Annotated in this window: 20 protein-coding genes and 1 tRNA gene; 11 read left to right on the top strand and 10 right to left on the bottom strand. The window is 62.1% G+C overall.

Annotated elements, in window-relative coordinates:
* Window positions 1-132: 132 nt before the first annotated feature.
* Complete coding sequence (locus ACFVTG_RS02810) at window positions 133-918, top strand: GntR family transcriptional regulator (RefSeq protein WP_390277767.1); 786 nt, start codon at window positions 133-135, stop codon at window positions 916-918.
* Window positions 919-1,019: 101 nt separating this feature from the next.
* Here ACFVTG_RS02810 and ACFVTG_RS02805 read toward each other — a convergent pair whose 3' ends face one another.
* Entirely contained in the window at window positions 1,020-1,799 is a 780-nt protein-coding gene (locus tag ACFVTG_RS02805; protein ID WP_390277765.1) for an SDR family NAD(P)-dependent oxidoreductase, read from the bottom strand.
* Window positions 1,800-1,890: 91 nt separating this feature from the next.
* On the bottom strand, window positions 1,891-2,508 hold the full coding sequence (locus tag ACFVTG_RS02800; protein WP_390277762.1) for a TetR family transcriptional regulator: 618 nt from the start codon (window positions 2,506-2,508) through the stop codon (window positions 1,891-1,893).
* A 164-nt stretch (window positions 2,509-2,672) separates the two neighbouring features.
* On the opposite strand from ACFVTG_RS02800, the gene ACFVTG_RS02795 reads away from it, so the two are divergent.
* Window positions 2,673-3,560 (top strand): ScbA/BarX family gamma-butyrolactone biosynthesis protein, encoded by an 888-nt coding sequence (locus tag ACFVTG_RS02795; RefSeq protein WP_390277759.1) that lies wholly within the window; start codon window positions 2,673-2,675, stop codon window positions 3,558-3,560.
* A 1-nt stretch (window position 3,561) separates the two neighbouring features.
* Here the strand turns inward: ACFVTG_RS02795 and ACFVTG_RS02790 are convergent, their stop codons facing one another.
* Window positions 3,562-4,218, bottom strand: coding sequence for a ScbR family autoregulator-binding transcription factor (locus ACFVTG_RS02790; RefSeq protein WP_284755402.1), 657 nt, complete (start codon window positions 4,216-4,218; stop codon window positions 3,562-3,564).
* On the opposite strand from ACFVTG_RS02790, the gene ACFVTG_RS02785 reads away from it, so the two are divergent.
* The 8 genes from ACFVTG_RS02785 (at window position 4,166) to ACFVTG_RS02750 (ending at window position 14,083) form a co-directional block, all read left to right on the top strand.
* Complete coding sequence (locus tag ACFVTG_RS02785) at window positions 4,166-5,203, top strand: NAD-dependent epimerase/dehydratase family protein (RefSeq protein WP_390277757.1); 1,038 nt, start codon at window positions 4,166-4,168, stop codon at window positions 5,201-5,203. The two genes, ACFVTG_RS02790 and ACFVTG_RS02785, sit on opposite strands and share 53 nt — an antisense overlap.
* Before the next feature lie 251 nt (window positions 5,204-5,454).
* Window positions 5,455-5,530 (top strand) — tRNA-Ala (locus ACFVTG_RS02780).
* Between the two features lie 606 nt (window positions 5,531-6,136).
* A complete protein-coding gene (locus ACFVTG_RS02775; RefSeq protein WP_390277755.1) occupies window positions 6,137-7,684 on the top strand; it encodes a sugar transferase in 1,548 nt (515 codons plus the stop codon).
* 244 nt (window positions 7,685-7,928) lie between these two features.
* Window positions 7,929-8,999 (top strand): glycosyltransferase family 2 protein, encoded by a 1,071-nt coding sequence (locus ACFVTG_RS02770; protein WP_390277753.1) that lies wholly within the window; start codon window positions 7,929-7,931, stop codon window positions 8,997-8,999.
* On the top strand, window positions 8,996-10,504 hold the full coding sequence (locus tag ACFVTG_RS02765) for a lipopolysaccharide biosynthesis protein (protein ID WP_284755395.1): 1,509 nt from the start codon (window positions 8,996-8,998) through the stop codon (window positions 10,502-10,504). The genes ACFVTG_RS02770 and ACFVTG_RS02765 overlap by 4 nt, the downstream gene beginning before the upstream one ends.
* Before the next feature lie 2 nt (window positions 10,505-10,506).
* Entirely contained in the window at window positions 10,507-11,748 is a 1,242-nt protein-coding gene (locus tag ACFVTG_RS02760; protein WP_390277750.1) for a glycosyltransferase family 1 protein, read from the top strand.
* Window positions 11,749-12,173: 425 nt separating this feature from the next.
* The gene (locus ACFVTG_RS02755) at window positions 12,174-13,238 is read left to right on the top strand and encodes an O-antigen ligase family protein (protein ID WP_390277747.1); all 1,065 of its coding nucleotides are present in this window, start codon (window positions 12,174-12,176) and stop codon (window positions 13,236-13,238) included.
* On the top strand, window positions 13,226-14,083 hold the full coding sequence (locus ACFVTG_RS02750) for a chain-length determining protein (protein WP_390277745.1): 858 nt from the start codon (window positions 13,226-13,228) through the stop codon (window positions 14,081-14,083). Before ACFVTG_RS02755 ends, ACFVTG_RS02750 begins: the two co-directional genes overlap by 13 nt.
* Window positions 14,084-14,177: 94 nt before the next feature.
* Here the strand turns inward: ACFVTG_RS02750 and ACFVTG_RS02745 are convergent, their stop codons facing one another.
* Genes ACFVTG_RS02745 through ACFVTG_RS02725 form a run of 5 tightly spaced genes read right to left on the bottom strand, consistent with a single transcriptional unit; the run spans window position 14,178 to window position 19,193 of the window.
* Entirely contained in the window at window positions 14,178-15,296 is a 1,119-nt protein-coding gene (locus ACFVTG_RS02745; RefSeq protein WP_284755390.1) for a DegT/DnrJ/EryC1/StrS family aminotransferase, read from the bottom strand.
* Between the two features lie 23 nt (window positions 15,297-15,319).
* Entirely contained in the window at window positions 15,320-15,985 is a 666-nt protein-coding gene (locus ACFVTG_RS02740; RefSeq protein WP_390277743.1) for an acetyltransferase, read from the bottom strand.
* A 3-nt stretch (window positions 15,986-15,988) separates the two neighbouring features.
* Entirely contained in the window at window positions 15,989-17,134 is a 1,146-nt protein-coding gene (locus ACFVTG_RS02735; RefSeq protein ID WP_390277741.1) for a DegT/DnrJ/EryC1/StrS family aminotransferase, read from the bottom strand.
* Window positions 17,131-18,129, bottom strand: coding sequence for an NAD-dependent epimerase/dehydratase family protein (locus ACFVTG_RS02730; RefSeq protein ID WP_390277739.1), 999 nt, complete (start codon window positions 18,127-18,129; stop codon window positions 17,131-17,133). Before ACFVTG_RS02730 ends, ACFVTG_RS02735 begins: the two co-directional genes overlap by 4 nt.
* Window positions 18,126-19,193 carry a Gfo/Idh/MocA family oxidoreductase gene (locus ACFVTG_RS02725; RefSeq protein ID WP_284755384.1) on the bottom strand — a complete coding sequence of 356 codons (1,068 nt, stop codon included), beginning with the start codon at window positions 19,191-19,193 and terminating at the stop codon, window positions 18,126-18,128. Before ACFVTG_RS02725 ends, ACFVTG_RS02730 begins: the two co-directional genes overlap by 4 nt.
* 330 nt (window positions 19,194-19,523) lie before the next feature.
* On the opposite strand from ACFVTG_RS02725, the gene ACFVTG_RS02720 reads away from it, so the two are divergent.
* Window positions 19,524-20,834 carry a hypothetical protein gene (locus ACFVTG_RS02720; RefSeq protein ID WP_390277737.1) on the top strand — a complete coding sequence of 437 codons (1,311 nt, stop codon included), beginning with the start codon at window positions 19,524-19,526 and terminating at the stop codon, window positions 20,832-20,834.
* Between the two features lie 79 nt (window positions 20,835-20,913).
* Here ACFVTG_RS02720 and ACFVTG_RS02715 read toward each other — a convergent pair whose 3' ends face one another.
* Window positions 20,914-23,769 carry a WecB/TagA/CpsF family glycosyltransferase gene (locus tag ACFVTG_RS02715; RefSeq protein WP_390277735.1) on the bottom strand — a complete coding sequence of 952 codons (2,856 nt, stop codon included), beginning with the start codon at window positions 23,767-23,769 and terminating at the stop codon, window positions 20,914-20,916.
* A gap of 37 nt (window positions 23,770-23,806) precedes the next feature.
* The coding region (locus ACFVTG_RS02710; protein WP_390277733.1) for a DUF4082 domain-containing protein at window positions 23,807-24,398 on the bottom strand (592 nt) is incomplete at its 5' end.

The raw sequence follows: 24,398 nt of genomic DNA, 5'->3' as shown, positions 1-24,398 counted from the left end.
ACGGCTTCGGGGGCGGCTCGATGCAGGTGTGGCGCAGAGCACAAGATGGCTTATATGTGAATCATACACGCTTGTTATACAAGCTCGGAATACCCATCGCGTAAACTCTCAATATCGACGAAGGGAGCCATCTTGGACCGCAGTGCTGAGGCCGTTCTTTCGGAGCCGTTGGATGCCACCGCCAACATCCCGCTCCGCGTTGCCGTTTACTCGCGCATCATGAACGCAATCAGGGCGGGGCACTTTCCCGTTTCGTCGCTATTGCCCTCGGAAACGGACCTGGGTTCGGCGATGAAGGTCAGCCGGACGGTGGTCCGTGAGGCGCTCATGCTCCTCGAGGAAGACGGATACGTACGGTCCCGCCGGGGCATTGGACGCTTTGTGGCTACCCGCCTGCCGCGGGTTGGCCTTGAACGGATCAGGCCCATGGAAGAGATTTTGGCCGAGGCCGGCTCCGCTATCCAGGTCAGCCGTACGCAGCACGTACTCCACCCGTCGTCGTCGGTGTTCACCGCAGAGCCCCTCGGAATCCGCGAAGAGGAGCCCTCCTGGTTCTTCGAGAGCGTCCTCAAACGGGATGGCTCACCTATTGCCTTGGTCCAAGAACATGTCGCAAGCAAGGGGGGTCTCATTGATCGTGACCCTGAAGCGGCACGGGCCATTGTGGACGACGCAGGGGGAGAGGCTACGCTCCTGGCTAACTTGATCACGGCTGTTGGGCCGGCCTTTGGTCCCGGCGAGACTGACATTGCTGCGGGCACCCCGGGCGTCGCGCGAGGCGAGCTGCTTGAGCTGGATGCCAAGGATCCGGTGCTGATTCTGACTCAGACCGTGGAGCACTCCGGCCAGGTTGTCTACTTGGCCAAGACGCTGGTCAACACGGGAGTAGTCCAGATCGGAATCATCCAGGGACCCTGATCGCAGGGCTGCCCATTTTCGCGTGGCAGCCCAAGTGGCTGGCAGTAGATGCCGTTTTGGCGCTCAAAACGACACCTACTGCGAGTTGGTTGGGCGTGCGACTAGTTGGCCGGGCGCACGGCTCGTCCCGCGGCCGCGAGAACCAGCTTCTCCGGGAGTAGCTTGACGGCTACCCGGGCAACAAAGGAGTTGAGCCGGCCATCCACAACGCTCGGCTTGTTCCCGCGAATCGCGGACATGGCGGTGTCCACGACTTGTCCCGGGGTCCGCATGGATCCAGCGGCTGCCGCCTCGCCGGCGACTTCAAAGAAGGGCGTGTCCGTAGCGCCCGGGCACACGGCCAGGACTTTCACGCCCGTTCCTTGCGTCTCTGCCCACAGCGCTTGGGTGAACGAGAGTACGAAGGCCTTTGTGGCCCCGTAGACGGCCATGTGGGGTATCGGCTGGAATGCGGCCGTACTCGCGATGTTGATGATGGTCCCCGCGCCGCGCTCAACCATACCGGGCAGGTAGCGCGTGGTGGTACCGACCAAGGTGGAGCAGTTCAACTGGATCTGTTCTGCATAGCGATCGGCGTCTGCGTCGAGAACTTGTCCGTGTGTTCCGAATCCCGCGTTGTTGACCAGGATGTCCACTGTGAGTCCCAGGGAATCGGTGGTGAGCTGGAGTTCCTTTGCGGAGTCCGGCAGGCTCAAGTCCATGGCCAGGACGGTCACTTCGGTGCCGAGCCCGCGAAGTTCATCCGCAAGCGCGTCAAGTTTGTCCTGGCTGCGCGCAACCAGGATCAAGCGTGCGCCCTCTGCGGCCAGCCTTCGGGCAAAGACTGAGCCAATGCCGGTAGACGCTCCAGTGATGAGGGCTGTTTTGGCTGAAATATTCATTTCTACTCCTAATAAACTGACTGCTAATAAACTGACTGTGCGGTTTGTTTTTTGGCTACGCGTCGAAGTCTTTGGCTCTTGGTTTGCTGCGCTACTCGCTGGAAATGAACTGCTGCTCGAGGAGCTGCAGTAGTAGGGTCGCGCGTCGCTCGAAGGCATCGAGATCTTTGGGGTCAAGGGCGTCGGTGACCGACTTCAACCCATCGAATGCGGCCACGATAACCGTTGCCGCGTCGCCGGGATCGCCTGAAAACGTCAAGACGCCGCTTGCGCGGCCCCGTTGAAGAATGCCGGCGACGAGATCCACCCATGCGGCCAGGGGGGAGGCTCCGCCGGGGTGCTCCTTCGTGGATGCCAGTTGATTCGCCAAATGCACCACGCCCCACGCGGATGTGTCGCTCAGGACTGTCCTGACCATGAACTCCCCAAGATGGCGCAACTCCTCCAGAGGGTTGTTCTTGCTGAGAATTTCCTCGTGGACGCGGCGCAGCCAACGTGCCTTTTGCTCGTCGACGACGGCCTGGGCCAACATTGCCTTCGAGGAGAAATGGAAGTAGATGGCCCCCTTCGTGAGCCCGACTTCGCGGATGATGTCGTCCATCCGGGTCTGCTCGAAACCCTTGCGCGCAAAAACATCCGCGGCAACCCGAAGGATCTCACTACGCGTGGCTGCGCCCTTGGGCGTGCTGCCGGTATCGCCTATCTCCATATAGCCAAACTACAAACCGACCAGTAGGTATGTCAATTTGGGGCCGGTTCACTCCCTCCGATAGCTCCATGGGCCCGGCTTGCCGATAGGATTTGGGCGTTTAATGGGGGCGCAACAGCAGCGATCGTTGCTCCAGCAGATCCTGGGAGGAGTGGGGGGACCCAATGCGCGATGAAGCGCTCTTCGAGGCTTCCGTCAATCGGGAGCTCGTTCATAAGCGCTCCGTTTCGGAAGTCTTCTTGACTGACTTTGTTCAATCAAGTTCCAGGCGGTTCGTTGCGGGGGCGCAATGGCCGCGATGGCATGTCTTTTATGGATCGCCGGACGGTTCCCCGGATTCGGCCCTCATGGCCGAGACGTTGAGGCAGGCAGTGATCTTTTTGTCCCACTTGTGCGGAGTGCCCCTCACGCACAAGTTCCTCATGCCGCACATGAGCATCTCGGTGGAACCCGCGGCCTTGGATCCCCTAGTGCCCGCGCAGGTTGCTGTCGAGCTTGACGTGAAGGATATGAAGCTCAGCGGAGGGCAGCTGTCGGCCCTGACTGTGTCTGCGCGGTTCGTCGTTGATGGCACTCCCATCGGGGAAGGTGCGGCGGCTGCCCGCATTGTGAATCCTGCCACGTACGAGCGATTTCGCGGCGCGGTCCCCCCTGTGCTTCCCGGGGCCGGCGAAGACTTGCTGGCATGTGCCGACGTCGGGCATGCCACCCAGCGGAACGTGATGCTCGGGCAAAGTTCGCGCCCGTCCGTCTGGCCGCTGCGGGTTGATCCAACCCACCCCATCTTCTTTGACCATCCCCTGGACCATGTCCCGGGAATGCTTCTGGTTGAAGCCGCGAGGCAAGCTGTGCGCGCAGCGTCTTCCCGCCCGGATGCCGATTTTGCCCTGTTTGAGGCGGAATTCATGAAGTTGGTCGAGTTCAGCTATCCCGTGGATGTTGCTGTGACACAGCTCGAACCACATAATGCCCTCGGTGTGATGAGGGTCCGCTTGTTGCACCAGGAAGACATCCTCATGTCCTTGTTGGCTCGGGTCAAAAGTCCGCGCTAGTTCACGGGGTCACTGAGCCCTGCGGGTGAATCGGCGCGATCGCGGGCATCATGAAACGCCACATGTCGTCGATCCGCTTGAGAACGTCGCGCCGTTCGGTCAGCACGTTGGAAACCATCTGGACGCCCGTGAAAGACGCAACCAAATACCGTGCGAAATCCGCGGCATCAACTTCGGGCCGCACGTCACCTTCCAGTTGAGCCTGGCGCGTCAGCATCTCCATGGTCGTGACCCAGTCCTGGTAGGGACCTTTGACGTCTCCATTGAACGCCGAAGCTTCAAATGTCAGCCGGATTCCAGCCCTGACAATGGGCTCGTCGAGTAGCTGTTGCCCGAATGTCCGGCACATGGCGATCATGGTCTCCAGTGCGGGCAGCCCCGCGGCGGCGATCTTCTCTCCCGCGACACGCACGATGTTGTGCTGTTCGGCGATGACCGCAAGCGCCAGGTCTTCCTTCGACTTGAAATGGAAGTACAGCGCGCCTTTGGTGACCGAGGCGCGGTCAGTGACGTCGCTCAGGCTTGCATTTCCGTAGCCGACCTCTTCAAAGATCGACGCTGCTCCCTCAATTACTGCTGTTCGGGTGGCTTTGGCACGTTGTTGCATGATCAGCGTGGAGACCTCTCCGGTTTCTGCGTCCGGGATACTTGAGTACATGAATCTGACGAACCCTGAGGATCGGTTGAGGGCCATGCCAACACGTGTTGACCGTGTGCCCCGGGTTCTGGTCCTGGGTTCGTCAGGCTTCATTGGAAGCCGGGTTGCAGCCTCACTCGCCGGATCCGGAGAGGCGCACGTTGTGGCACTCTCACGAAAACCGGTTGCAAGACTACGAAACAATAACGCTACCATTGCGACCGCCGACATTTCCGTGCCGGGGAGCCTGATCCCCTTCTTGTCCGATACGGATGTCGTCATCCACGCAGCATCATATGTGGGCTCCGACCCTCGTCTTGCCCATGAGATCAACGAGATCGGCACGCGCAACGTCATTGAGCAGTGCCGGCAAGCCGGAGTTGACCGGCTGATCTATGTCAGCACCTGCAGTGTTTACGGAAGCGGCCCGCACCGCGGCCTCCTTGAAACCGAGGCCGGCTATCACCCGGCCTCGGTGGCCAGCGCCAGCCGTGCGGCGGCTGAACAGTTGGTTCTCGGCTATGGCGCCGAGGTTGTTCGTCCCAACCTCGTGTTCGGCGCGGGAGACCGCTGGTTTGTTCCGGGGCTGCTCAAGCTGCTGGAAGTGGCGGGGGGATGGCCGGGCGATGGTTCGGCGCTGCTTTCGCTCATTGGTGTGGAGGCGCTGGGAGGACTGGTTTCCGGGCTTGCCCTGGCTCCTCGGCAACCCGGACGGGCCTTCCATGCCGCATATCCGGAACCCGTTCGGGTGTCATTCCTTCTGCAGAGTGTTGCCCGGATATTCGATATGGAGTACCCGAAGTTTCTGGGGGATGATGAACGTGCCGGCTCTGCACTGCGCGCCGCAGGATTCAGCGGCCACCAGATTGACTTGGTGACGAAGGATCACTGGTACTCCTCTGAGCATCTCTGGCGGATATCCGGGCGCGAACCCGAAACGTTCAGCAGTGCTCTTGCTGAATTTTCTTCCGCCTACCTGGTTTCCCGCGAGATCGATCGATCATAAACCGGTTGAACGGTTTGTTTAATGGCCTTCCAGTCTCTAGACTTCAGTCCAGTGGCTCGTTGTGTTTGCGGCAACAAGTTGAAGGGCAGTAATGGGGGGAGGTGCGGCCGAGCAATCGACCGCACCTCATCTGTCCTAACGCGCCTCACCTAACGGGGAGCCGACGGCGTTCGATTTCCTATCTCACATCGTTGTGGTTTAGTATTGACGAGTTGCTCCGGCGGGGATGAAAGTCGCGGCGGGCAAAGTTCGGGGCTGTGGCGCAGCTGGTAGCGCACCTGCATGGCATGCAGGGGGTCAGGGGTTCGAGTCCCCTCAGCTCCACCAAAGGGGTCTATTCGAACATGGACGTGATCCGTGTTTCGCTAGGCTCAGAATTATTGAAATTGAAAGGGTCACCCATTTCGGGTGGCCCTTTCGTTTTCCCCGGGGTTCTCCGTTGCTATTGCCGGCTGTCCGTGGAACTTGCCGGCACCCTTCAACCCGCCGGCAAGCAGCTCAGGAAGCGCTGGACAGACGGAAACCCGAAACTATTAAATAGCTGGTCCGTAAAATGCAGTGGCCCGGAACCTTTTGGTTCCGGGCCGCTGCTCGTTTTTGCCGGGTTCCATTGCTTGGTGCCCGGATCCAGCAAGCAGGAGTACTCGAGTGCGATGCAGGTACGGCGGCGAACGTTGCAGGTGTCGTCGCTTGGAAATGATAGGTGGGGGCTACTCGTGTGAGGGGAGCCGATCTTTCATAGCCTGAAGTTCCCTTTGGTTGGCAATTTCCGACGTCGAGCCAGCCAGACCAAGAACTTGTGGAAGAAGCGGGTGTCGATGTGCCCTGCAACATGCTTGTGATAAAAGTGCGCTGCCCTTTTGTATCGAAAAGTGTGGCAACAATTGCCCCAGGAGATAGCGGGCAAACTCTCCATGCGACGATGGTGTGGCCGTGAGCCCCTCGGAAGAAGCTGCAACAGGTGACGTTGGATTCGGGCTTCGTACGTCTTTCATCAAAGATCCTTTGTTCGACCGTTCCCAACGTGACGGTAGGCGTTATGCCGGAGCCGTGTCCGGAGTGTTTTGGGCTCGCCGCTACTACCGTCTTTTGTGGCTCGTCGATGCCATAGTCGTTTTTTCCGTGGCCGCTTTCGCGCAGGTTGCCCGATTTGGATTCGAAAATGCCTTTGTTATTATTGGCGGCTTTCGTGTGGGATATTTTCCGATTTCGCTAGCGCTCGCCAGCGCCTGGATGGTCGCGTTGGGTGTCTACCGCAGCCGGGACAAGCAAGTCGTTGGAATCGGCCCGGACGAGTACAAACGCGTCTTTAGCGCGACCATAGTCCTCCTTGGGCTGCTCAACATGGCGTGCGTTGTCTTCGAGATAGAGATTGCGCGCGGCTACATTGCACTCGTGTTTCCGCTGGGGTGCCTAGGACTGATGACGTCCCGGTGGTCGTTGAGGCGGTGGCTGACGCGCCAGCGCGTTCATGGACATTACCTCTCGAGAGTCTTGGTCCTGGGCGCCTCCGAAGAAGTCCGATACGTCATCAACCAGATTGAGAAGAAGTCCGGACCGATCTATAAAGTAGTCGGCGTCGCGCTGCAGGGCCCGCAGCAGCCGCCAAACCTGATGGTCAACGGAAAGGCCGTGCCCGTCGTCGGCGACATCTATTCGGTCGTGCACGCGGTCGCGGCGACCGATGCCGATGCAGTCATCATTGCCGGGCAGGTTGAAGGCGGCAGTACATACATTCAGGAGCTCGGCTGGCAGTTGGAGGAAAGTTCAACCGAGCTGATCCTGACGACAGGACTGACAAATGTGGCCGGCCCCAGGATTCATTCGCGTCCTGTGGAGGGGCTGCCGCTCATGCACGTTGAGCTCCCGCAATATGCCGGTGCCAAGCATGCGATGAAACGGGTGCTCGACATCATTCTCTCGGCCGCCGCCTTGGTGGTGTTGTTGCCCGTTTTTGCGGTGCTCGCCGTTCTGATCCGGCGGGACAGCCCGGGGCCCGTAATTTTCCGGCAGGAGCGCATTGGGCGAAGAGGACAAACCTTCGTCATGTTCAAATTCCGTTCCATGGTGGAGACCGCGGAGCAGGACCTGGCCCAGTTGCTTGACCAGAATGAGGGTGCCGGGTTGCTATTCAAGATGGAACACGACCCTCGGGTAACCCGGGTCGGTAAATGGATGAGGCATTATTCCCTCGATGAGCTCCCGCAGTTCTGGAATGTGTTTCTCGGGGACATGAGTCTCGTTGGTCCCAGGCCACCCCTCCAACGGGAAGTCGATGGCTACGAGAGACACGTCCACCGCCGGCTTTACATCAAGCCCGGGCTGACCGGAATGTGGCAAATCAATGGCCGCTCGGAGCTTAACTGGCAGGACAGCGTCCGGCTGGACCTGTATTACGTCGAGAACTGGTCGATCGTCGGAGACATCATCATTCTTTGGCGGACGGCGCGGGCGATGATCCGGCCCGTGGGCGCATATTAGGCCACACCAAAGACGGCGGGACCTTTGAACGCTTGAGGATCAGGGCAGGGCCGAGTTCCTGCTGAGTGGTCATTCGGGCCCGGACGAGTGGCGGATGAGGTCAATTCAAGTGACAAGTACTCGCGCTCCGCGGGGCGGACGTCCATAGGCTGAATCCAATGTTCGATCTGGCTTTTGGTCTCGGTCTCAACTGGAGGGGACGCTCTAACCATGAAATACGTGGATGCGGGGAACCATGAGAATCATGCGACCGCGTAGCGCCCGGAACACAGCCCAAGTGACCGTCGTCGTACCTTGCTATAACTACGCACAATACTTGCCCGCCGTCACCGCTTCAGTATTGTCCCAGGCCGGCGTCGATGCACAAGTAATAGTTGTTGACGACGCGTCCACCGATAATTCGGCCCAAGTGGCCCGCGATTTGGCGCTACGCGATCCCCGGATAACTGTGGTGGTCCACGAACGGAACATGGGTCATATAGCCACGTATAACGACGGTTTGTCGCGCGTGGTCACCGAGTATGTCGCACTTCTTTCGGCAGACGATTTGCTGGCCCCCGGGGCCCTGTCCCGTGCCACTGACTTGATGCATTCCAACCCGCGGGTGGGAATGGTTTACGGGAGGCCGCTGGAATTCTCCAATGAGCGTCAACTGCCCCGGGCCGCCAGCTCGAGGTGGCAGTCGTGGACCGTTTGGGCGGGTCACGAATGGATCAATTGGGCTTGTCGGCGGGGGAGGTGCTTCATCTTGTCCCCTGAGGTGGTCATGCGCACCGAGGTCCTGCAACAAGTGGGCTTTTACAATCGATTGCTGCCCCATTCCGGAGATTTGGAATACTGGCTCCGTACCGCGGCCCATTGGGATGTAGGCAGGATCAACGGGCCGATCCAGGCGTTCTACCGGGTCCATGGCGCCAATATGCATTTGACCTCGTTTGCCACCATGGTGGTTGATCTACGGCATCGGCTTGAGGCGTTCCGGGTTCTGCTGACGTCGGAGGTCTTGCGCGGGTTACCCCAAGCGGACAGGCTCCTGGACCGAGCCCGGCGCGCACTGCGCCGTGAAGCGCTTATCCTCGCGGCTCGCACGCTCGACTCAGGTGGTTCCACCTCGGACGCCTCGGCCCTGCAGGATTTCGCGTTGCGAGTCTGGCCGGGACAACCGGCGTCGTTCCGGATCCGTGGGGTGCGCTGGCGTTTGGTGCGAGCCGATGAGGGCAAACCGCCGCTGCCCTGGCAGCGGACTGTCGAAATTTTCCGCACCCAGGCGGACCGCTTGCGTTGGCGTGCTTGGCGAATGGTGGGGATTTCATGAGCGCACTCGGCGAAGGGACCGGATCGCTGGCCAGCAGGCTGCGCAGGGGCACTCTCTGGGGTGCACTCAATGTTGGTCTTTCCCGCGTCCTTCAATTCATCACCACGCTCGTGGTCGCCCGTCTTATTGCGCCGGAACATTTCGGCGCCTTGGCGGTGGCACTCGTCGTGCAGGTAATTGCCGTGAATATCGCAGAGCTTGGAGCCACGGCTGCCCTCGGCCGCGGTGATCGCGATCCGGACGAGATCGCTCCGACTGTTTTTACCATTTCGCTGGTCACGAGCGTCCTGCTGACTGCGCTCGTGATCCTGCTTGCACCCTTGCTTGCTGCCGCACTGGGGGATCCCGGTGCAGCCCCGGTCGTCCAGGTAATGGGGCTGACGGTATTGCTCTCTGGAATGGCGTCCGTTCCTACTGCACTGATATGGCGCGACTTCCTGCAAAAGCGCAGGATCCTGGTTGACGTACTGAACACCGTCGTTGCCCTGGTTCTGGTCATTCCGATGGCGCTGTGGGGCTGGGGTGCGATGGCTTTGGCACTTTCACGGGTGGGAGGGCAACTGACAGCAACCATCGGTTACTGGATCATCAGCCCAAAGCGCTACTTCCCCGGTTTCAATATCGTGGAAGCCAAGGGGATTCTTCGGCTCGGGCTTCCACTGGCCATGGCCAATCTGGTCGTTTTTGTCACCCTGAACCTCGACTACATGATCATCGGCCCGGAGTTGGGACCCGTGCAGCTAGGGTTGTATTTACTGGCCTTCAACTTGGCGAGTATGCCCAGCAGCGTGATTACCGCCGTGATCCGGACGGTTGCCGTGCCGACTTTCGGCAGGCTGAATGCAAATGGAACTCTCGGCGCCGCGGCGTTGAAGGTCACGGCCGGAATTGCGTACATCGGCTTCCCGGTCTCGGCCCTCCTGGCGGGGCTCGGCGCACCCCTCATTGTCACCTTCTACGGCGACAAATGGAGTGCAGCAGCCGCCGCGATGGTCAGTTTGGGAATCTTCGGTGCCGCGAGGATCCTCTCGGAGATGTTCGCTGATCTGTGTGTGGGCGCGGGCAAGACCGTTGGCCTGTTCTGGGTCCAGGTCATTTGGCTCGTTGCCCTTGTTCCGGCGATGCTCATCGGCGTGCGTCTGGGGGGAATTGCGGGTGCCGGGTTCGCCCACGTCGTCGTGACCTGGTTCGTCGTCATTCCCGTTTATCTCGTGCTGGTGGCGAAATCCACCGGTGCAAGGATCCTGTCCCTCTTGCGTATTTGTTTCCCCGCTGCGGCTGCGGCGGTTGTTTGCGGCGTCCTGGCCTGGCTGGTAGCCGCCCAGATCCCGGTTGCCCTTCTCGCGGTTCTGGCCGGAGCGTTCGCTGGCCTCGTCGTCTATGCCCTTTTCACCTTTCGTCGGGCGCGGGCGTTGCTCAGTGACATCAAACAAGCAGCCGCAGGCGAGGCCACCCTCAGGAATCCCGTATTGGCCGGCACTGACCGCACAGGGAACAGGAGTTGACCGTGCCCTCCCGCATAGACGCCACCCAGTTGATCTCGCACCTCAGGAATGAGGGGTGGTCTGGTTTCGCCCGGCGTGGAAGCCGCCGGCTCTTTCAAGCTTTGGGTGAACGGCTCTCCTGGGCAGAGTTCGATTTTCCCTTGCGTCAAGAGGACATTGCGGACTCGGGCAATCTGGGTTTGCCGGCGCCGCGGCAGATCCTGAAGGAGCAACTGCACATCGGCTGGGTATGCACGCCACCCGCTGCCGGATCCGGCGGGCACACGACGCTGTTCCGGATGGTCCAGGGCCTGGAAGAGCGTGGCCATCGCTGCACCTTGTTCCTCTACGACCGGTACGCGGACGATGTGGCGCGACATGAGGAAGTCGTGCGCCGCAACTGGCCCGGGATGCGGGCAGAGGTTCGAAGCGCCACGCAGGGCATGGCGGACGTGGACGCGGTAGTTGCTAGCTCATGGGCAACCGCGCACGTCGTGGCGTCCCGCGTGACCAGCCCGGCCCATCGCTTTTACTTCATTCAGGACTACGAGCCCTTTTTCTACCCGCGTGGCACCTTCTATGCGTTGGCCGAGGACACCTACCGATTCGGTTTTAAGAACATCGCGCTGGGGAACATGATCGCCGGGGTGATGGAAAACGAGGTCGGGACGCCCCCGGACGCGATTGTTCCGTTCGGCTGCGACAACGATATCTATCGGGTTCTTCCCGAACGTCCCGTATCGCGCCGTGGGGTGGTCTTCTACGCCAAGAAGAGCGTGGACCGCAGAGGCTATTTGCTCGCGAAGCTGGCGCTTGAGCGCTTCCACCAGACACACCCGGAACAAGAGATCCACGTTTACGGTGACAACGTATCGGGTTGGTCCATCCCTGTCATGAACCACGGAAACTTGACGCCAACACAGCTGAACGAGCTCTACAACCGGACTATCGCTGGCCTGGCCATATCCTTTACGAACATTTCGTTGGTTCCGGAAGAATTGATGTCTGCAGGCAATATCCCGGTGCTCAACGAATCTGCGTATTCCCGTGCCGTCTTGTCCACGGATGATGCCGTTTGGGGGCGTCCCACCCCGTGGGGGATGGCGGACGCGCTCTCGACGGCGGTGGAGGCCGCCGACGTCGAGGGCAGGGCTGCGCGGGTGGCCACAAGGGAGCGCCAGGACTGGGAAGAAACCAAGAAGCAGGTGGCTTCCATTATCGAGACAGCATGTGCCGAGGTTCTCACCGGGGATCGTGCCTCGTGACCGCAAGCCAGGAAATGTCCGGGACAAAGAGCCAAAGGAGGGCCAAGCGGTCATCCCGGAGCCCTTTGGTGTTCCCGAAGCCTCCTGCTGTCACCATGCTCGATTTCGACCCTCAGACGTCCAAGGCTGGCCGCACGCCCCTCTTCCTAAGGATTGTCGCGTTCAGCATCTTTTTCTTTCCCTCGAGCATGGTCCTGGCGCCGGTAGGCGCAGCAGGGACAATGCCCCTGATACTCGCTCTGTTTCTTTTTGCGCTGTGGTTTTGCTCTGTTCTCTTTGGCTTGCACGACCCTTTCACATTCCGGCATCCAGGCAGGATCGGGCTCGCCCTCCTGCTATTGGGGACTTGCGCTTCCTACGTTGCGCTCTACCTGGGCTTGACCGGCGGCAGCTCAATAGCGTCGCGGGCGGCTTCGGATCGATGGGTGATTTTGCTTGTTGCAAGCGCCGGAATCGTCCTTGTCACGGCGGAGGTTGTCCGGACCATGGGCGACGTCCTGTTGCTCGTCCGGGCGATACTGGCGGGGGCCCTCTTTTGCTGCATAGTGGCTGCGGTCCAGTTCATTTTCCACATCAATCCGATGGATTGGTTCCAACTGGCGATGCCTGGGTTTACCGACAACGGAGCAGGCACGACATTTCAAGTCCGCGGCACGCTGGTCCGCGTTTCGGGTAGCACCTTTCACTCCATCGAACTGGCCGTCGTGTCCGGAATGCTGCTTCCGCTCTCAATCTGGCGGGGCCTATTTGATCCGGTGGGCCGAAAATGGCTGCATTGGACCGGAACCGGCCTCCTGGTGTTTGCGATCGCCGCAACGATCTCAAGGGCAGGCGTTATTGCACTGCTGGTCGGGATGATTGCGTTCATTCCGTTCCTCCCAGCGCTGGCCCGACGCTGGGCATTCGTCCTAGTCCCCGTTGCCGCAGCGGGTCTCTTCCTCGCGGTGCCGGGCCTTATCGCAACGATCGCAGGTTCTTTCACCACCGCTGAAAACGACCCGTCAATTTCCACGCGCACCAACAACTATCCGCGCGTTATCGAAATGGTTGGCCAGAACCCGATACTCGGCCTGGGCCCCGGCAACTACATACCGGATAACGCCTTGCACATTCTGGATAATCAATACCTGAATTCCGCGGTCACCCTGGGCCTGGTGGGCCTGGTCGCCATTATCGCCTACTTGGTTTTGCCGGGAGCCATTACGGTGAGCGTCGCCCGCCGAGCACGCTCCCAGGCACTGAAATGCCTTGCCGGTGCAGTGGCAGCCGGCGGCCTGGTGGCAGCCGTGTGCTCGCTGACGTTCGATTCTTTGTCATTCCCGGTCTTCGCGCTGACTTACCCGCTGTTCATCGGTCTGGCCGGCGCCGTCTGGATAATGGTCAAACGCGAGATCGAATTGCCCGGACCTCACGATGGGAATGACCCACCGTTTCGGAAGACACCAGTTTCGGTACATTCCACCCCGAAAGGAAGACGATGGATCCCCTAGGAGTACTCAAGACACTCTGGCACTACAAGTCTGTTGCTTTGCCTGTCCTTTTCATTACGCTCATTGCGTCAATCTACGTTTTCCAGTTCGCGCCCCGCACCTACGAATCCACGATGACGTATGCCCTGATCAACCCCAATATCCCGACCGAAGCCGACAAAATAAAGAATCCGGCGCTCAAAGACCTCAATTCAAGCAATCCGTATTTGCGTTCATCGGATCCCACCCTGGTTGTGCAGGTCCTGATCACGCGCCTCAAGGACAGTTCCACAGCTGACGGACTCACCGCCGAGGGGCTAAGCAAAGATTATGATGTCACCCGGGATGCGGTTGGCGGACAGAACTCATTCCTTGTTGACATCACAGGGGTCAGCTCGACGCCGGACCGCTCGCTGGCTACGACGCGGCGCCTGGGGGAACTGCTGACGCAGAACCTTCGCACTATTCAGAAAATCGACGGCGCTGACGACACCTATCTCTTCTCTTCGCTGGTGGTCGCATCCCCGGACAAAGCGACTGAGCAGTTTTCAAGCCGGCTGCGCTCGCTGATCGCCGTCCTCGTGGGCGGTGCAGTCCTGATGTTCGGAGCCGTCTCCGTGGCCCGGGGTCGCGGAATCGCACGCCAGCGGAAGGCCGCCTTGCGTGCCGCTGCGGCGTCGGGCGCAGGAGGCAGGCCGGAGCGCGATTCATTGTCATTGGACGCAGGATCCACGGCGGATGAGTGGCTGAGCCCCGAACTCGCCGTCTTCCCCACAGGCCGCGGCCGCCGTCGGGATTCAGGGACCCACAGTCGGGAGACCCAGGAAGTTCTTGAGGCTGAGTCCGTGGGCGAACCGTCCCGATGACGGATCCTGCGAACCGCGGGGATGGCCGTACTCCGGCGGCTACCCTCGGCCCCGGATATTAGGGCTCGGCGGATTTCAAGGCTCGGCGGGGACGCTACAGGGCGGCCCGAAGAGTTTCGACTACGAACTTCTGCTGCGCGATGGTTATGTGCGGGTGCAAAGGCAAGGACAGGATTTCGCCTGCCGCGCGCTCCGCCACCGGAAAGGTTCCCGGCCCGAGACCCAGGTGGGCGAAGGCCCCGCTCAGATGCAGGGGCGTTGGGTAGTGGATTCCCGCTCCGATTCCCGTGCCGTTCAGGCTGGCAAGGATGCGATCCCGGTCTGCCACCCGGATGACGTACAGATGCCATACATCGTCATTGCCTTCAGCACTGATAGGCGCGGCGGCTCCCGGAACATCGTCGAGCATTTCGCTATATCGCGCTGCGGCCTCCCGGCGGGAATCATTCCACGCAGACAGGCGCCGAAGCTTGGCATTGAGGATCACTGCCTGGATCGTGTCCAGTCGTGAATTGAAGCCAACCACGTCGTGGACGTATTTCGTCGCGCTGCCGTGCGAGGCAAGCATCCGGACGCCGCGGGCTATTTCAGGGTCGTTGGTCGTCACCGCGCCGGCATCGCCTGCGGCGCCAAGATTCTTACCGGGGTAGAAGCTCGTCCCGGCGGCCGCCCCCAGGGAGCCCGCCGAACTCCCGTGCCGGGTTGCACCCTGGGCTTGTGCTGCGTCCTCGATGATCACTGCTCCACAGGACTCCGCCACGGCGCGCAGCTGCTCGACGGGCGCCGTCTGGCCGAATAGGTGGACCGGAACGATGGCCCGCGTGCGGTCCCCGACCGCCTCCGCCACCAGCGCGGGATCGATGAGCAGGTGGACCGGATCCACATCGACGAACACGGGAACGGCTCCGATCCGGACCACGGCTTCCGCTGTGGCAATGAAGGTATTGACCGGCAGGACCACTTCGCAGCCGGGGCCAACTCCTGTTGCCCGCAGGGCCAGTTCCAGGGCGTCGGTGCCATTGGCAACACCTATGCAGTGCTTCACGCCTAGCCACGCGGCGTAGGCTTCTTCAAACTGCCCGACGGCGGCCCCGCCTATGAACGCCGTGGTCGCGAACACGTCCTCCAAGCCGCTGAGGACCTCGCTCTCGACTTCGGCGTGCTGTGCCGCGAGGTCAACCAGGGGTATGTTCGTCGCCAAGGATGGGTCCATCAGCTGTACCTTCCGTCAGAGGTCTATGCGGGTTGTTCTTGTTGGCTGTCATTGACGGGCAGGCGAATCGGGGCAGCGGGTACGCCTACCCAGGTCTCACCGGGAGGGAGGTCCTGCAGCAGTACGGCCCCCATTCCCAGGGTTGCTTCTTCGCCCACGCGCACTCCTTGGCGGACGCTGGAGTTCATGCCCAGGTAGGCGGCACGTCCAATATGTACACCGCCGCCCAGGGTCACGCCTGCGGCAAGGGTGGCGAAGTCCTCCACTACGTCGTCGTGGGTCAGCGTTACCTGCGGCATGGCGACCACATGCCTCCCCACGGTGACATCGGCGGTCAGCACGACATTGCTCAGCAGGATACTTCCGCGTCCGACCGTGCAGCCGGGTGGCACCCGCACTCCCGGGTCCAGGACCGTCGCGAAGCGCTCGCCCGTGATGCCCTGATATGCCAGGCGCTGCACTATCTGCTGCCGCGCGGTTCCAGAGCCGGCACAGACCAGGAACTGGGTGTAGTTGTACAGGGCGGCATCCGCGATGGTGCCCAGGACGGTTACGCCGCCAACGAGCCTGCCTTGGATGGTGGAGGAGTCATCGAGGAAGCCGACCACGCGGTACTGATCCGAGCCCCGGATGACGGCCAGCACTTCCCGGGCCAATCCACTGGCAGCGATCAGCATCAGCTCCTGCACGGTTCACCGTCCCCCGGTCACCGCGGCGCGCACGGAGTGTATGACCCTTGCCTGTTCAGACTCGGTCATCTGATGGAAAACCGGAAGGATGAGCGTATTGTCCGTGAGGCGTTCGGTCACCGGTAGCAGAGCCTCTCCTGTGTCCCGTCCGCGATACGCGGGCTGGCGATGGGCCGCCATGATTCCCCGACGGGCCGATATTTCATCCCGGGCCAGATGTTCGAGCACGCCTTCACGGTCGGTGGCGGATCCGGGGAGGACCTCCAACCAGAAGGACTGGAAATTGCTGGTACCCCAGGCCGGGTCCCGTACCACGCGCATTCCCTCGACATCCGCAAATTGCTTGCTGTACTCGGAGGCAATATCCCGGCGTCTGCGGACTATCTGCGGCAACTTGTCCAGCTGAACCAAGCCGACGGCGGCCTGCAGGTCAGTCATGCGGTAGTTGAAACCGGGCTCCCCATACTCCTCGGCGGGTGCCAGCACGGAGGCGTGCCGGGCGCTCGCGGAGACGCTCATAGAGTGCTCGCGCAGCCGGCGGGCACGATCGGCCCAGTCCTGGTGCGGCGTGGTCAACATGCCCCCCTCGCCGGTTGTGAGGATTTTCCGGGGGTGGAAGGACCACGCGGTCACGTCAGCGCCCGCTCCCACCGGCCGGCCCCGATAGCTCGATCCTGCGCCGCAAGCAGCATCCTCGATGACGACAATCCCGAGCGGGTCGCACAGCCGACGGATGGAATCCAGATCAACCGGGACTCCGCCCTGGTCCACGGCAATGACAGCCCTGGTACGGTCCGTCAACGCGGCGCGCACCGTTTCGGCTGTGAGGTTTCCGGTGGCCAGGTCCACGTCGGCAAAGACCGGCCGCGCGCCTACATAGGTGGCCGCATTCGCTGTGGCGATGAAGGAGAACGACGGAACGACGACGTCGTCGCCCGGGCCGATGGAGGCAACTACCAAGGCCAGATGCAACGCCGTCGTGCAATTCGAGGTGGCGACCGCGAAAGGAGCATGTTGGCTGCGGGCGAAGGCCGATTCGAATTCGGCGACCCGAGGACCTTGCGCGACCCAGCCGGACTCGATCGTTGCGCTGACGGCGGCCACTTCCTCTGCCCCGAACCACGGCTGCATGACATTGATGCGGGTCATGAGGATACCCCGGCGGTTCGCGTGGCGGCGATTTCCGCTCGAAGGGGTTGCCACCAGTGCACCAACTGCCGAAGCCCATCGTCGAGGGAGACTTCGGCCGCAAAGCCCAAGTCCGAGTGGGCCGCGGAAATATCAGCCAGCCTGCGGCTTACACCGTTGACCGCCCGTTCCGGTCCATGTTCCACGGCAAGCTCGGAGTCCATGGCGCGCAACAGGGACTGTGCGAGTTGCAAAAGGCTTGTCTCCGTTCCGCTGGCGACGTTGTAGACCCCTTCCCTCAGTTCGCTGGCGGCCGCGAGCAGATTGGCCCGCGCGATGTCGCCGGTAAAGACAAAGTCCATCGTCTGTCGGCCGTCCCCGAAAATCAGCGGTGGTCGGCCGTCAGCAATTCGCTCCATCCATCGCACCAGGACTTCGGTGTAGAGCCCGTGGACATCCATTCGCGGACCGTAGACGTTGAAGTAGCGCAGTATCACGTAGTCCAGTCCGTCCATGGCGCGGAAGCTGCGCAACATGCCCTCGTTGAAGGATTTGGCGGCCCCGTAGAAGGTGTCGTTGTTGTGGTGGTGATGCCGCTCATTGGTGGGGAAGGTTTCCGCCAAGCCGTAGACAGAGGCGCTGGAGGCGGCAATCACCTTGTCGACCTTTTGCGCAACGGCGGCTTCCAAAACGTTGAACGTCCCGTTGACCAGGACATCCAGGGCCAGCCGGGGCTCTTCCGCGCACTGGGTGATCCTGATGGCGGCCTGGTGGAAGACGATGTCCTTGCCCCTGGTCAAATCGTGGACGAGGTCCCGGTCACGCAAATCGCCTTCGACCAAAGTGACGCGGCCGCTGAGCAGCGCATCGCTCAGGTTGTCCCGGCGCCCGCGCACCAGATTGTCCAGTACGTCGATGCGGGCCGCGCCGGCGTCGAGGAGTTGGTCCACAATGGTGGAGCCGATGGTCCCGGCACCGCCCGTGACGAGAATCTGTGCTCCGGCCAAATTGCTCACGCCGTCTCCTCAAGCTGCAGTTCGGCACCGTCAACCAGGGCGGTGCGACCATCCTCGGCCAGGCTTCGCGAAGCGGCCTCAAGGACCGACAAGACGCGCAAGCCCGCCGATCCGTCGGTGCGCGAGAGCCTTCCTTCACGGATGCTGGCCGCGTACTCGCTGACCATTTGGCCGAGCGGTTCATGTTCCGGCAAAGCAGGGGACCAGGTGTCTCCGAGCCGGTACGAGATCGTCGCGGCCGTCCGGTTGGCGCCGTCGGAGGGTTGATGCTGGAGATTGACGCCCCGGTCGTAGAGGCTCAGCCGCTGCTGTGGGTTCAAGTCGTCCCAGACCAGGGTCCGCTTCGATCCGCCAATCACCATCTGGCGGATCTTGGTTGGGCTGAGCCAGTTGACGTGGACGTGCGCCAAGCCTCCGGCTGCCAGCGGGAAGCTCAAATGACCTACACAAGCCCGGCCGGCACCGAGCGGGTCTGCGCCGTGTGCCGACACATGGGCGGGCTGCAGTCCTCCCGGAAGGATGAAGTCCAGGATCGAGAGGTCGTGCGGAGCGAGATCCCAGAAGACGTCGACATCAGGCTGGACCAGGCCAAGGTTGATACGGACGGAATCGATGAAGAGAATGTCGCCCAACGCCCCGTCAGCGATGAGTTCCCGGATCTTCAGAACAGCCGGCGTGTAGCAGTACGTGTGGTCTGCCATCAGCACCAACCCCTTTTGCCGGGCGAGTTCCACCATCTCCTCACCTTTTTCACGACTATCCGCAAGCGGCTTCTCGACCAGCACATGCTTCCCGGCCAGCATTGCCGCCAAGGCAATCCGGTGGTGGGTTCGTGCGGGTGTCGCAATGGCGACGGCTTCAAGATCGGGCCAGGCCAGCAGCTCATCCAGATCCGTCACCACGGGCACGTTGCCCACTTGCTCGGCGACGTCCATGGCCCGGCCGGCATCGAGATCGCAGATGGCCGCAAGATCCCAGTCCGCGCTGATTTTGAAATTACGGGCCAAATTCGGCCCCCAGTAGCCTGCCCCGATCAGCGCAACTCGCAGCTTCCTGCTTGTCATGGTGATTGCTTCCCTTCATCCTGAGAACCGGGATCGAACCTTTACATGAATGCTCGTCTCAGCCTATTTGCGGGCTAGAAGGCCAGGCACGAGTGGCTGGTACCCGCATTCGCGACGGCCCGCTACTCACCCCACACCCGGAAGCTCGTGCTCGGTTCGATCAGCACTCGACTTCGGCCCGATGTCACTTCCATCGGCAAGAAAGGGTGTCTTCAGCACCTTGATCGGTGGTATCTTTTGGGACGAACTCCGTAGCTGATGGTCTCCGTTTCGGGCTCCTTGCAAGAGTGGCCTGTGAAATTTCCGATGTATTAACGGGAGCCGATGGCGATGACGAAGCCCAACATTTCCGCCCGAACGAGTGTCCTGTTGGCTGCTTTCCTGGCCCTCTCAGCCTCGGTGGCGAGCTCCACTGTGCCGACCGTTGTGCCGCTGCCGGCCGGAGTGACCGTCCGCGCGGTTGACGGGGGCCCGCAGTACTACGGAAAGTTTCCCAACGCCCTGCCGGCCACGCCAAACTACTTTCCCGTGGGCATTTGGTTCGAAAGCGTCCTCGATCCTACCGATGTTCCCTTGGACAGGGCAGCGGGCATTAATTTGTACGTCGAGTTGACCGCCGACTCGAATGTTCAGTACATCAGGGACGCCGGGTCCTATGCGATCCCGTCCTGGACATCGCCGCTTGCCTCCGGGTTCTTGCTCTCGGACGAGTCGGATATGTGGGCCGGGCCCGGCTCTGCCAGCTGGACCGGAAATTACCCCGGTGCCGGGACGGTTTGCGCTCCCGCCGAAAGCAAATGCGGATTCACGGTGCAGGGAACCCTGCTCAACAAAGCCCCGGCCAACACCATGATCTACGCGAATTATGGCAAAGGCGTGACGTTCTGGGAGTCGGCCACTGAAGCCGGGCAATTCGTCAATACCTACCAGCAGGTGGTTTCTGCCGACAATTACTGGTTCACCGATCCCAACATCTGTGCTCCGACTGAAGGCGGGGTGATGCTGGCGACACCCCGTGCTTTGACCGACTCCGAGTGCCGCAAAGCCTCAAATTACGGCTGGACCGTGGAACGCACCCGTGCCTTCGTCAGCCCAAAGGGAAACGTACCTGTCTGGGCCTTCGTTGAGTTGGGACACCCCTTCACGGAAGCCAGTGCTCCAACCATCACGGCACCGGAAATCAGGGCCGCAGTGTGGAGCAGCATCATCCATGGTGCACGCGGGATCACGTATTTCAACCACAGTTTTGGTGGGAGTTGTATCTCTCAACACGTCTTGCGGGATGCATGCGGCGCCGCGATCCGGGCGACGGTGACAGCCGTCAACCAGCAGATCGCAGAGTTGGCCCCGGTGCTTAATTCGCCGTTCGTGGATGGCGTGGCAACCGCGGGGGGCAACATCGATACCGCAGTAAAGGCCTACAACGGCAGTTTCTACATCATTGCCGGGTCCACCCAGACAGGAGCGCAATCTGTCGCCTTGAACCTCAAATGCGGCGGCGGAACCAGCGTAACGGTACTCGGCGAAAACCGCTCCCTGGCCATGGCTAACGGCTCTTTCACCGACACTTTTGCCGACGGTAACGCGGTACATATTTACCGGGTGGAAGGCGGCAACGCATGCGGGGTCTCCGGCAAATAGCCGGCGCCGACTGGCGGCGTAATAGCGGGCGCCGACTAGCGGTGCGAAAGGCACGCGGTGCTGTGTTGGCCCAACTGGCTTAGCGCCGGCTGCTCTCGTCCCGTTCCCATGTAGTCGCGGTTGCGGGCCCCTTCCGAAGCCGGGCGGCGACGGCAAAGCCCGCGTAGACGGCGGCGTCGAAGGCCGTGAGGGGACCGCGAACCGAACCCAGGAGTTCCCGGAGGCTTTGGCTCGTGCCGCCACCGCCCTCGGCCGGCTGGAAATTGAGCAGATGCACGTTGCTCCGGTAGTTCCGTCGCAGGACCGTGACGAGGGCGCGGGCGTCCTTAGGGGTGTGGACCTTGATGGGACGGCAGGTGATAACTTCCTTTTCGTTGGCGCCAAAGTGCCGGTCAACGAACACATCATCGGCCTGCACCGGCGGAAACTTGCCAAACCGGGCGCGGGCCTCGCGGGTCAGGGCAAAGGCCCCCGCGCCCCATAGGCCGCTCCTGGTTGACGCCATACGGCCCCGTGCACGATAGAAGGCCTGAACGAGGCCGGTGGCACCGCCGGTGTCGTATTGCGACGCCGGTCGTGCCGCCAGGAGGTCGCCTTGCCCAAGGCGCCTGAAAAGCTGCTCGATGGCCACGGGGTTGATCTCCACGTCCGCGTCGAGATAGAGCCGTGGCCAGGCCGTGGCCAACGCATCGCCGGTGTCCATGGCGATGGTTTTCGATGGTTCGTCGACCTCAACTACCTGGACACCGCTGAACCGGCCGGCTATTTCGGCGGTGTTGTCAGTGCAGCCGTTGCACACCACGAAGATCTCCACGGCGCCAGTCGCCGCGAGCGGCTTCAGGCTGGTGAGCGTGCGGGCAATGACCGCCGCTTCGTTATGCGCCGGGATGATGATCGAGCCGGCGGGGAAGTCCCTGAGGCGACCGCCGTCGTCGTGGTTTGCTTGTGGAGCGGGCACGGCATGGGGCAGTTGCTCCCAGCTGCGTTTGTTCAGGAGGGCTCGAAGCGCCGGCCGGTGGTCGCGCTGGTATGCCCGTAGTGCCTCGGAGAGCACCGCCGCACCGCGAAATGCGGCAGCGGTTGCAGGCGGGTGGTGTTTTTCCGCGTAGCGGGTCCGGTTCACCGCCATCAAGGCGGTGAGCGCCGCCGAACTGCCGGAGCCGCCCCTGCGATGCCGCATTTTAGCGGCGGGTTCAAACCATGCGTCCGTCCCTGCCTCCCGGGCCCGCCGGAAGAAGTCGGTCTCTTCGAGGTAGAGGAAGAACCGCTCATCCCAGGGCCCGAGTTCGGTCGCGAGGCCTGCGTCGATCAGCAACGCCGCGCCCGTGGCCCATTCCACTGGGTGCGCATGCTCGTAGCTGACTTGGTCATAGTCGATTTCCGAGAGCCAGGCAGGCCGGCCTGGTAGCCGACAGCCCAGCGCGGCGTCCGCCCAGGCGCGCGGAAGGGTTGGTTCCCTGCGCAGGGACGGATATGTTGAGCCGTCTTCGTCCAGAAGAGCGGGAACCACGATCCCGGCCCCGGAGAGGCGTTGCCGCCGGATCATCGCGGCGACGGAGCCGCGTTCGATGACCAGATCCGGATTGGCCACCAGCAAGTACTGGACGTCGCCGCAGAACTGTTGCGCGGCGTTGATGCCGCCGGAGTAGCCCAGGTTGCCGCCGGTGGCGAACGATATGACGTCGTCGTACCTGGAGAGCGCGTCCAGCGTACCGTCCGAGGAGCCGTTGTCCGCGACGATCACCCGGAGCCACTGCTCGGCCGCCTCGGATCGCAGGCTTTCGATCAGGGGTCCGACGTCGTCGGCGTTGTTGTAGGTGACTACCAAGACGGCGACATCCGCGGCTTGCCCGGCGATCGCAAAGGTCCGGTTGCCTGCGGGGGGCGGGGCGGGAGTGGCCGGCGCGGGTCCATCGCCCGGGCCGCTCGATGCGTCCCCGGGCACTTCCTCCAGGCCGGAACTTTTCGACCGGAGCGACGCGTAGGCCGCGGGGCCGTCGAGCAAGTAGCGGCGGGCCAGTCGCCGTGGTTCCAGCGCGAGCCGCCAGGCCCATTCGAGGCCGTGGGAGCTCACCCATTCGGGGGCCCGCTGGATGCGGCCGGCCAGGAAGTCCACCACAGCGCCGAAGGCCAACAGGACCCGGGCTTCCGTGAGCGCCCCGTATTCGGCAATCCACAGCTCTTGCCTTGGTTTTCCGAGTCCGACGACGAGGATGTCCACCTTGGCCGCGGCGATGGCTGCCGCCAGGCAGGTTGAAGCCGCGGGATCTGTGAGCTCGTCGCGCCCCGGGGACCAGAAGCCTGCCACCACAAGGCCCGGCCGTTCGCGGGAGAACCTCGACTTGAGTGATTCGTGCGCGGACTCCGCACCGCCCAGGAAGCCGACCCGGAGCTGAAGGTCTGTGGCAGCATCCAGGAGCGGCCCGATCAGGTCGCTACCGGCCAGTCGCGGCCAACTGCGCCCGGTCAGTCGCTGCGCTTCGGACACCAAGGGGGCGCCATCGAGCAGCGTGAGCCAATCGACAACCGGGGAACCGTCCACCCATGAGCGACCGTTTCCTAGAACGGAAGCCCATCTGCTCCCGACGCCGAAGTGGTTGATGTGGTCCAGGTTGGCCGAGGCAATAGCCAGGGGCGGCAACTCCCTCGAAGTCGCCCGCGCGGAAATCAAGCCGATAGCCTCCGGGAAGCCCAGAAGGTCGACCACGGCGCCGCCAAGGAGTACCCGTCCCGATGGCGCGTTTGCGGAGTTGCCCGCGTGGCGTTCTGGAACGGTGTGTTCACGAATGCGGGTCCGGGAAACACGAGGTTCAGCAACAACGTGATCCGTAAGGCCGTGAAGCGCCGGCATGGTGCCGGCCACGGCCCGGGCTCCGGTGGCTGGCGGAATCAAGAGCTTGGCGGCCATCATTTTGAGGCCTTGAGCTGTTTTCACGCGGAGTTATCCCTTCTTACCGGCTTACGGGTTCCGGCTACGGTGCTGTGAAGACGGCGTCGACCCAGTAGTTGGTGTTGTTGTAGCTGTTGGTGGGGAAGGCGGCGTTGCCGTAGTTGTAGACGCCGTTGGGTCCGTCGGTTCCGCTGGCGAGGCCGTGGAGGGGTGTGTTGTCGGCGGCGCTGCTGAAGTAGCCGCTGTTGGCGGAGTAGAAGCCGTTGGGGGCGTAGTAGGAGACGAGGTAGGTGGTGTTGGCGGCGATGGCGACGGGGTTGGCGAAGGTGGCTTGTTGCCAGCCGGTGGCGGTTTCGCCGGTGAAGGTGACGGAGGCCAGGAGGGATCCGGTGCCGGACCAGAGGTAGCCGGTGTGGGTTCCGGTGTTCTGGCTGCCTTTGTAGAAGCGGATGCCGGTGATGTTGCCGGCGATGTCGGAGCGGAACTTCATGCCCAGTTCGACGGCGCTGGGGTCGTTGACGTTGACGGTGGCGGGGTTGGAGGCGGCGCTGAACACGGTGCAGGGGCAGGACGGTGCCGCGGTGGTGGTGAAGGTCCAGCTGTAGGGGGCGGTCATGGTTTGGCCGGCGGTGTTGGTGGCTCCGCTGATGGTGGCGGTGTAGGTGGTGCTGTTC

Source organism: Arthrobacter sp. NPDC058127 (genome assembly GCF_042884555.1).
In the GTDB taxonomy this organism is placed as follows: Bacteria; Actinomycetota; Actinomycetes; order Actinomycetales; family Micrococcaceae; genus Arthrobacter.
This window is presented reverse-complemented; position numbering and strand designations above follow the sequence as displayed.

What these genes read in the sequence shown, in the direction of transcription:
- ACFVTG_RS02725 (WP_284755384.1), bottom strand. Translation starts at nt 19,193, where the DNA reads ATGACAAGCAGGAAGCTGCGAGTTGCGCTGATCGGGGCAGGCTACTGG.
- ACFVTG_RS02720 (WP_390277737.1), top strand. Translation starts at nt 19,524, where the DNA reads ATGACGAAGCCCAACATTTCCGCCCGAACGAGTGTCCTGTTGGCTGCT.
- ACFVTG_RS02790 (WP_284755402.1), bottom strand. Translation starts at nt 4,218, where the DNA reads ATGTACTCAAGTATCCCGGACGCAGAAACCGGAGAGGTCTCCACGCTG.
- ACFVTG_RS02750 (WP_390277745.1), top strand. Translation starts at nt 13,226, where the DNA reads ATGGATCCCCTAGGAGTACTCAAGACACTCTGGCACTACAAGTCTGTT.
- ACFVTG_RS02770 (WP_390277753.1), top strand. Translation starts at nt 7,929, where the DNA reads ATGCGACCGCGTAGCGCCCGGAACACAGCCCAAGTGACCGTCGTCGTA.
- ACFVTG_RS02785 (WP_390277757.1), top strand. Translation starts at nt 4,166, where the DNA reads ATGATCAGCGTGGAGACCTCTCCGGTTTCTGCGTCCGGGATACTTGAG.
- ACFVTG_RS02735 (WP_390277741.1), bottom strand. Translation starts at nt 17,134, where the DNA reads ATGACCCGCATCAATGTCATGCAGCCGTGGTTCGGGGCAGAGGAAGTG.
- ACFVTG_RS02805 (WP_390277765.1), bottom strand. Translation starts at nt 1,799, where the DNA reads ATGAATATTTCAGCCAAAACAGCCCTCATCACTGGAGCGTCTACCGGC.
- ACFVTG_RS02745 (WP_284755390.1), bottom strand. Translation starts at nt 15,296, where the DNA reads ATGGACCCATCCTTGGCGACGAACATACCCCTGGTTGACCTCGCGGCA.
- ACFVTG_RS02800 (WP_390277762.1), bottom strand. Translation starts at nt 2,508, where the DNA reads ATGGAGATAGGCGATACCGGCAGCACGCCCAAGGGCGCAGCCACGCGT.
- ACFVTG_RS02765 (WP_284755395.1), top strand. Translation starts at nt 8,996, where the DNA reads ATGAGCGCACTCGGCGAAGGGACCGGATCGCTGGCCAGCAGGCTGCGC.
- ACFVTG_RS02795 (WP_390277759.1), top strand. Translation starts at nt 2,673, where the DNA reads ATGCGCGATGAAGCGCTCTTCGAGGCTTCCGTCAATCGGGAGCTCGTT.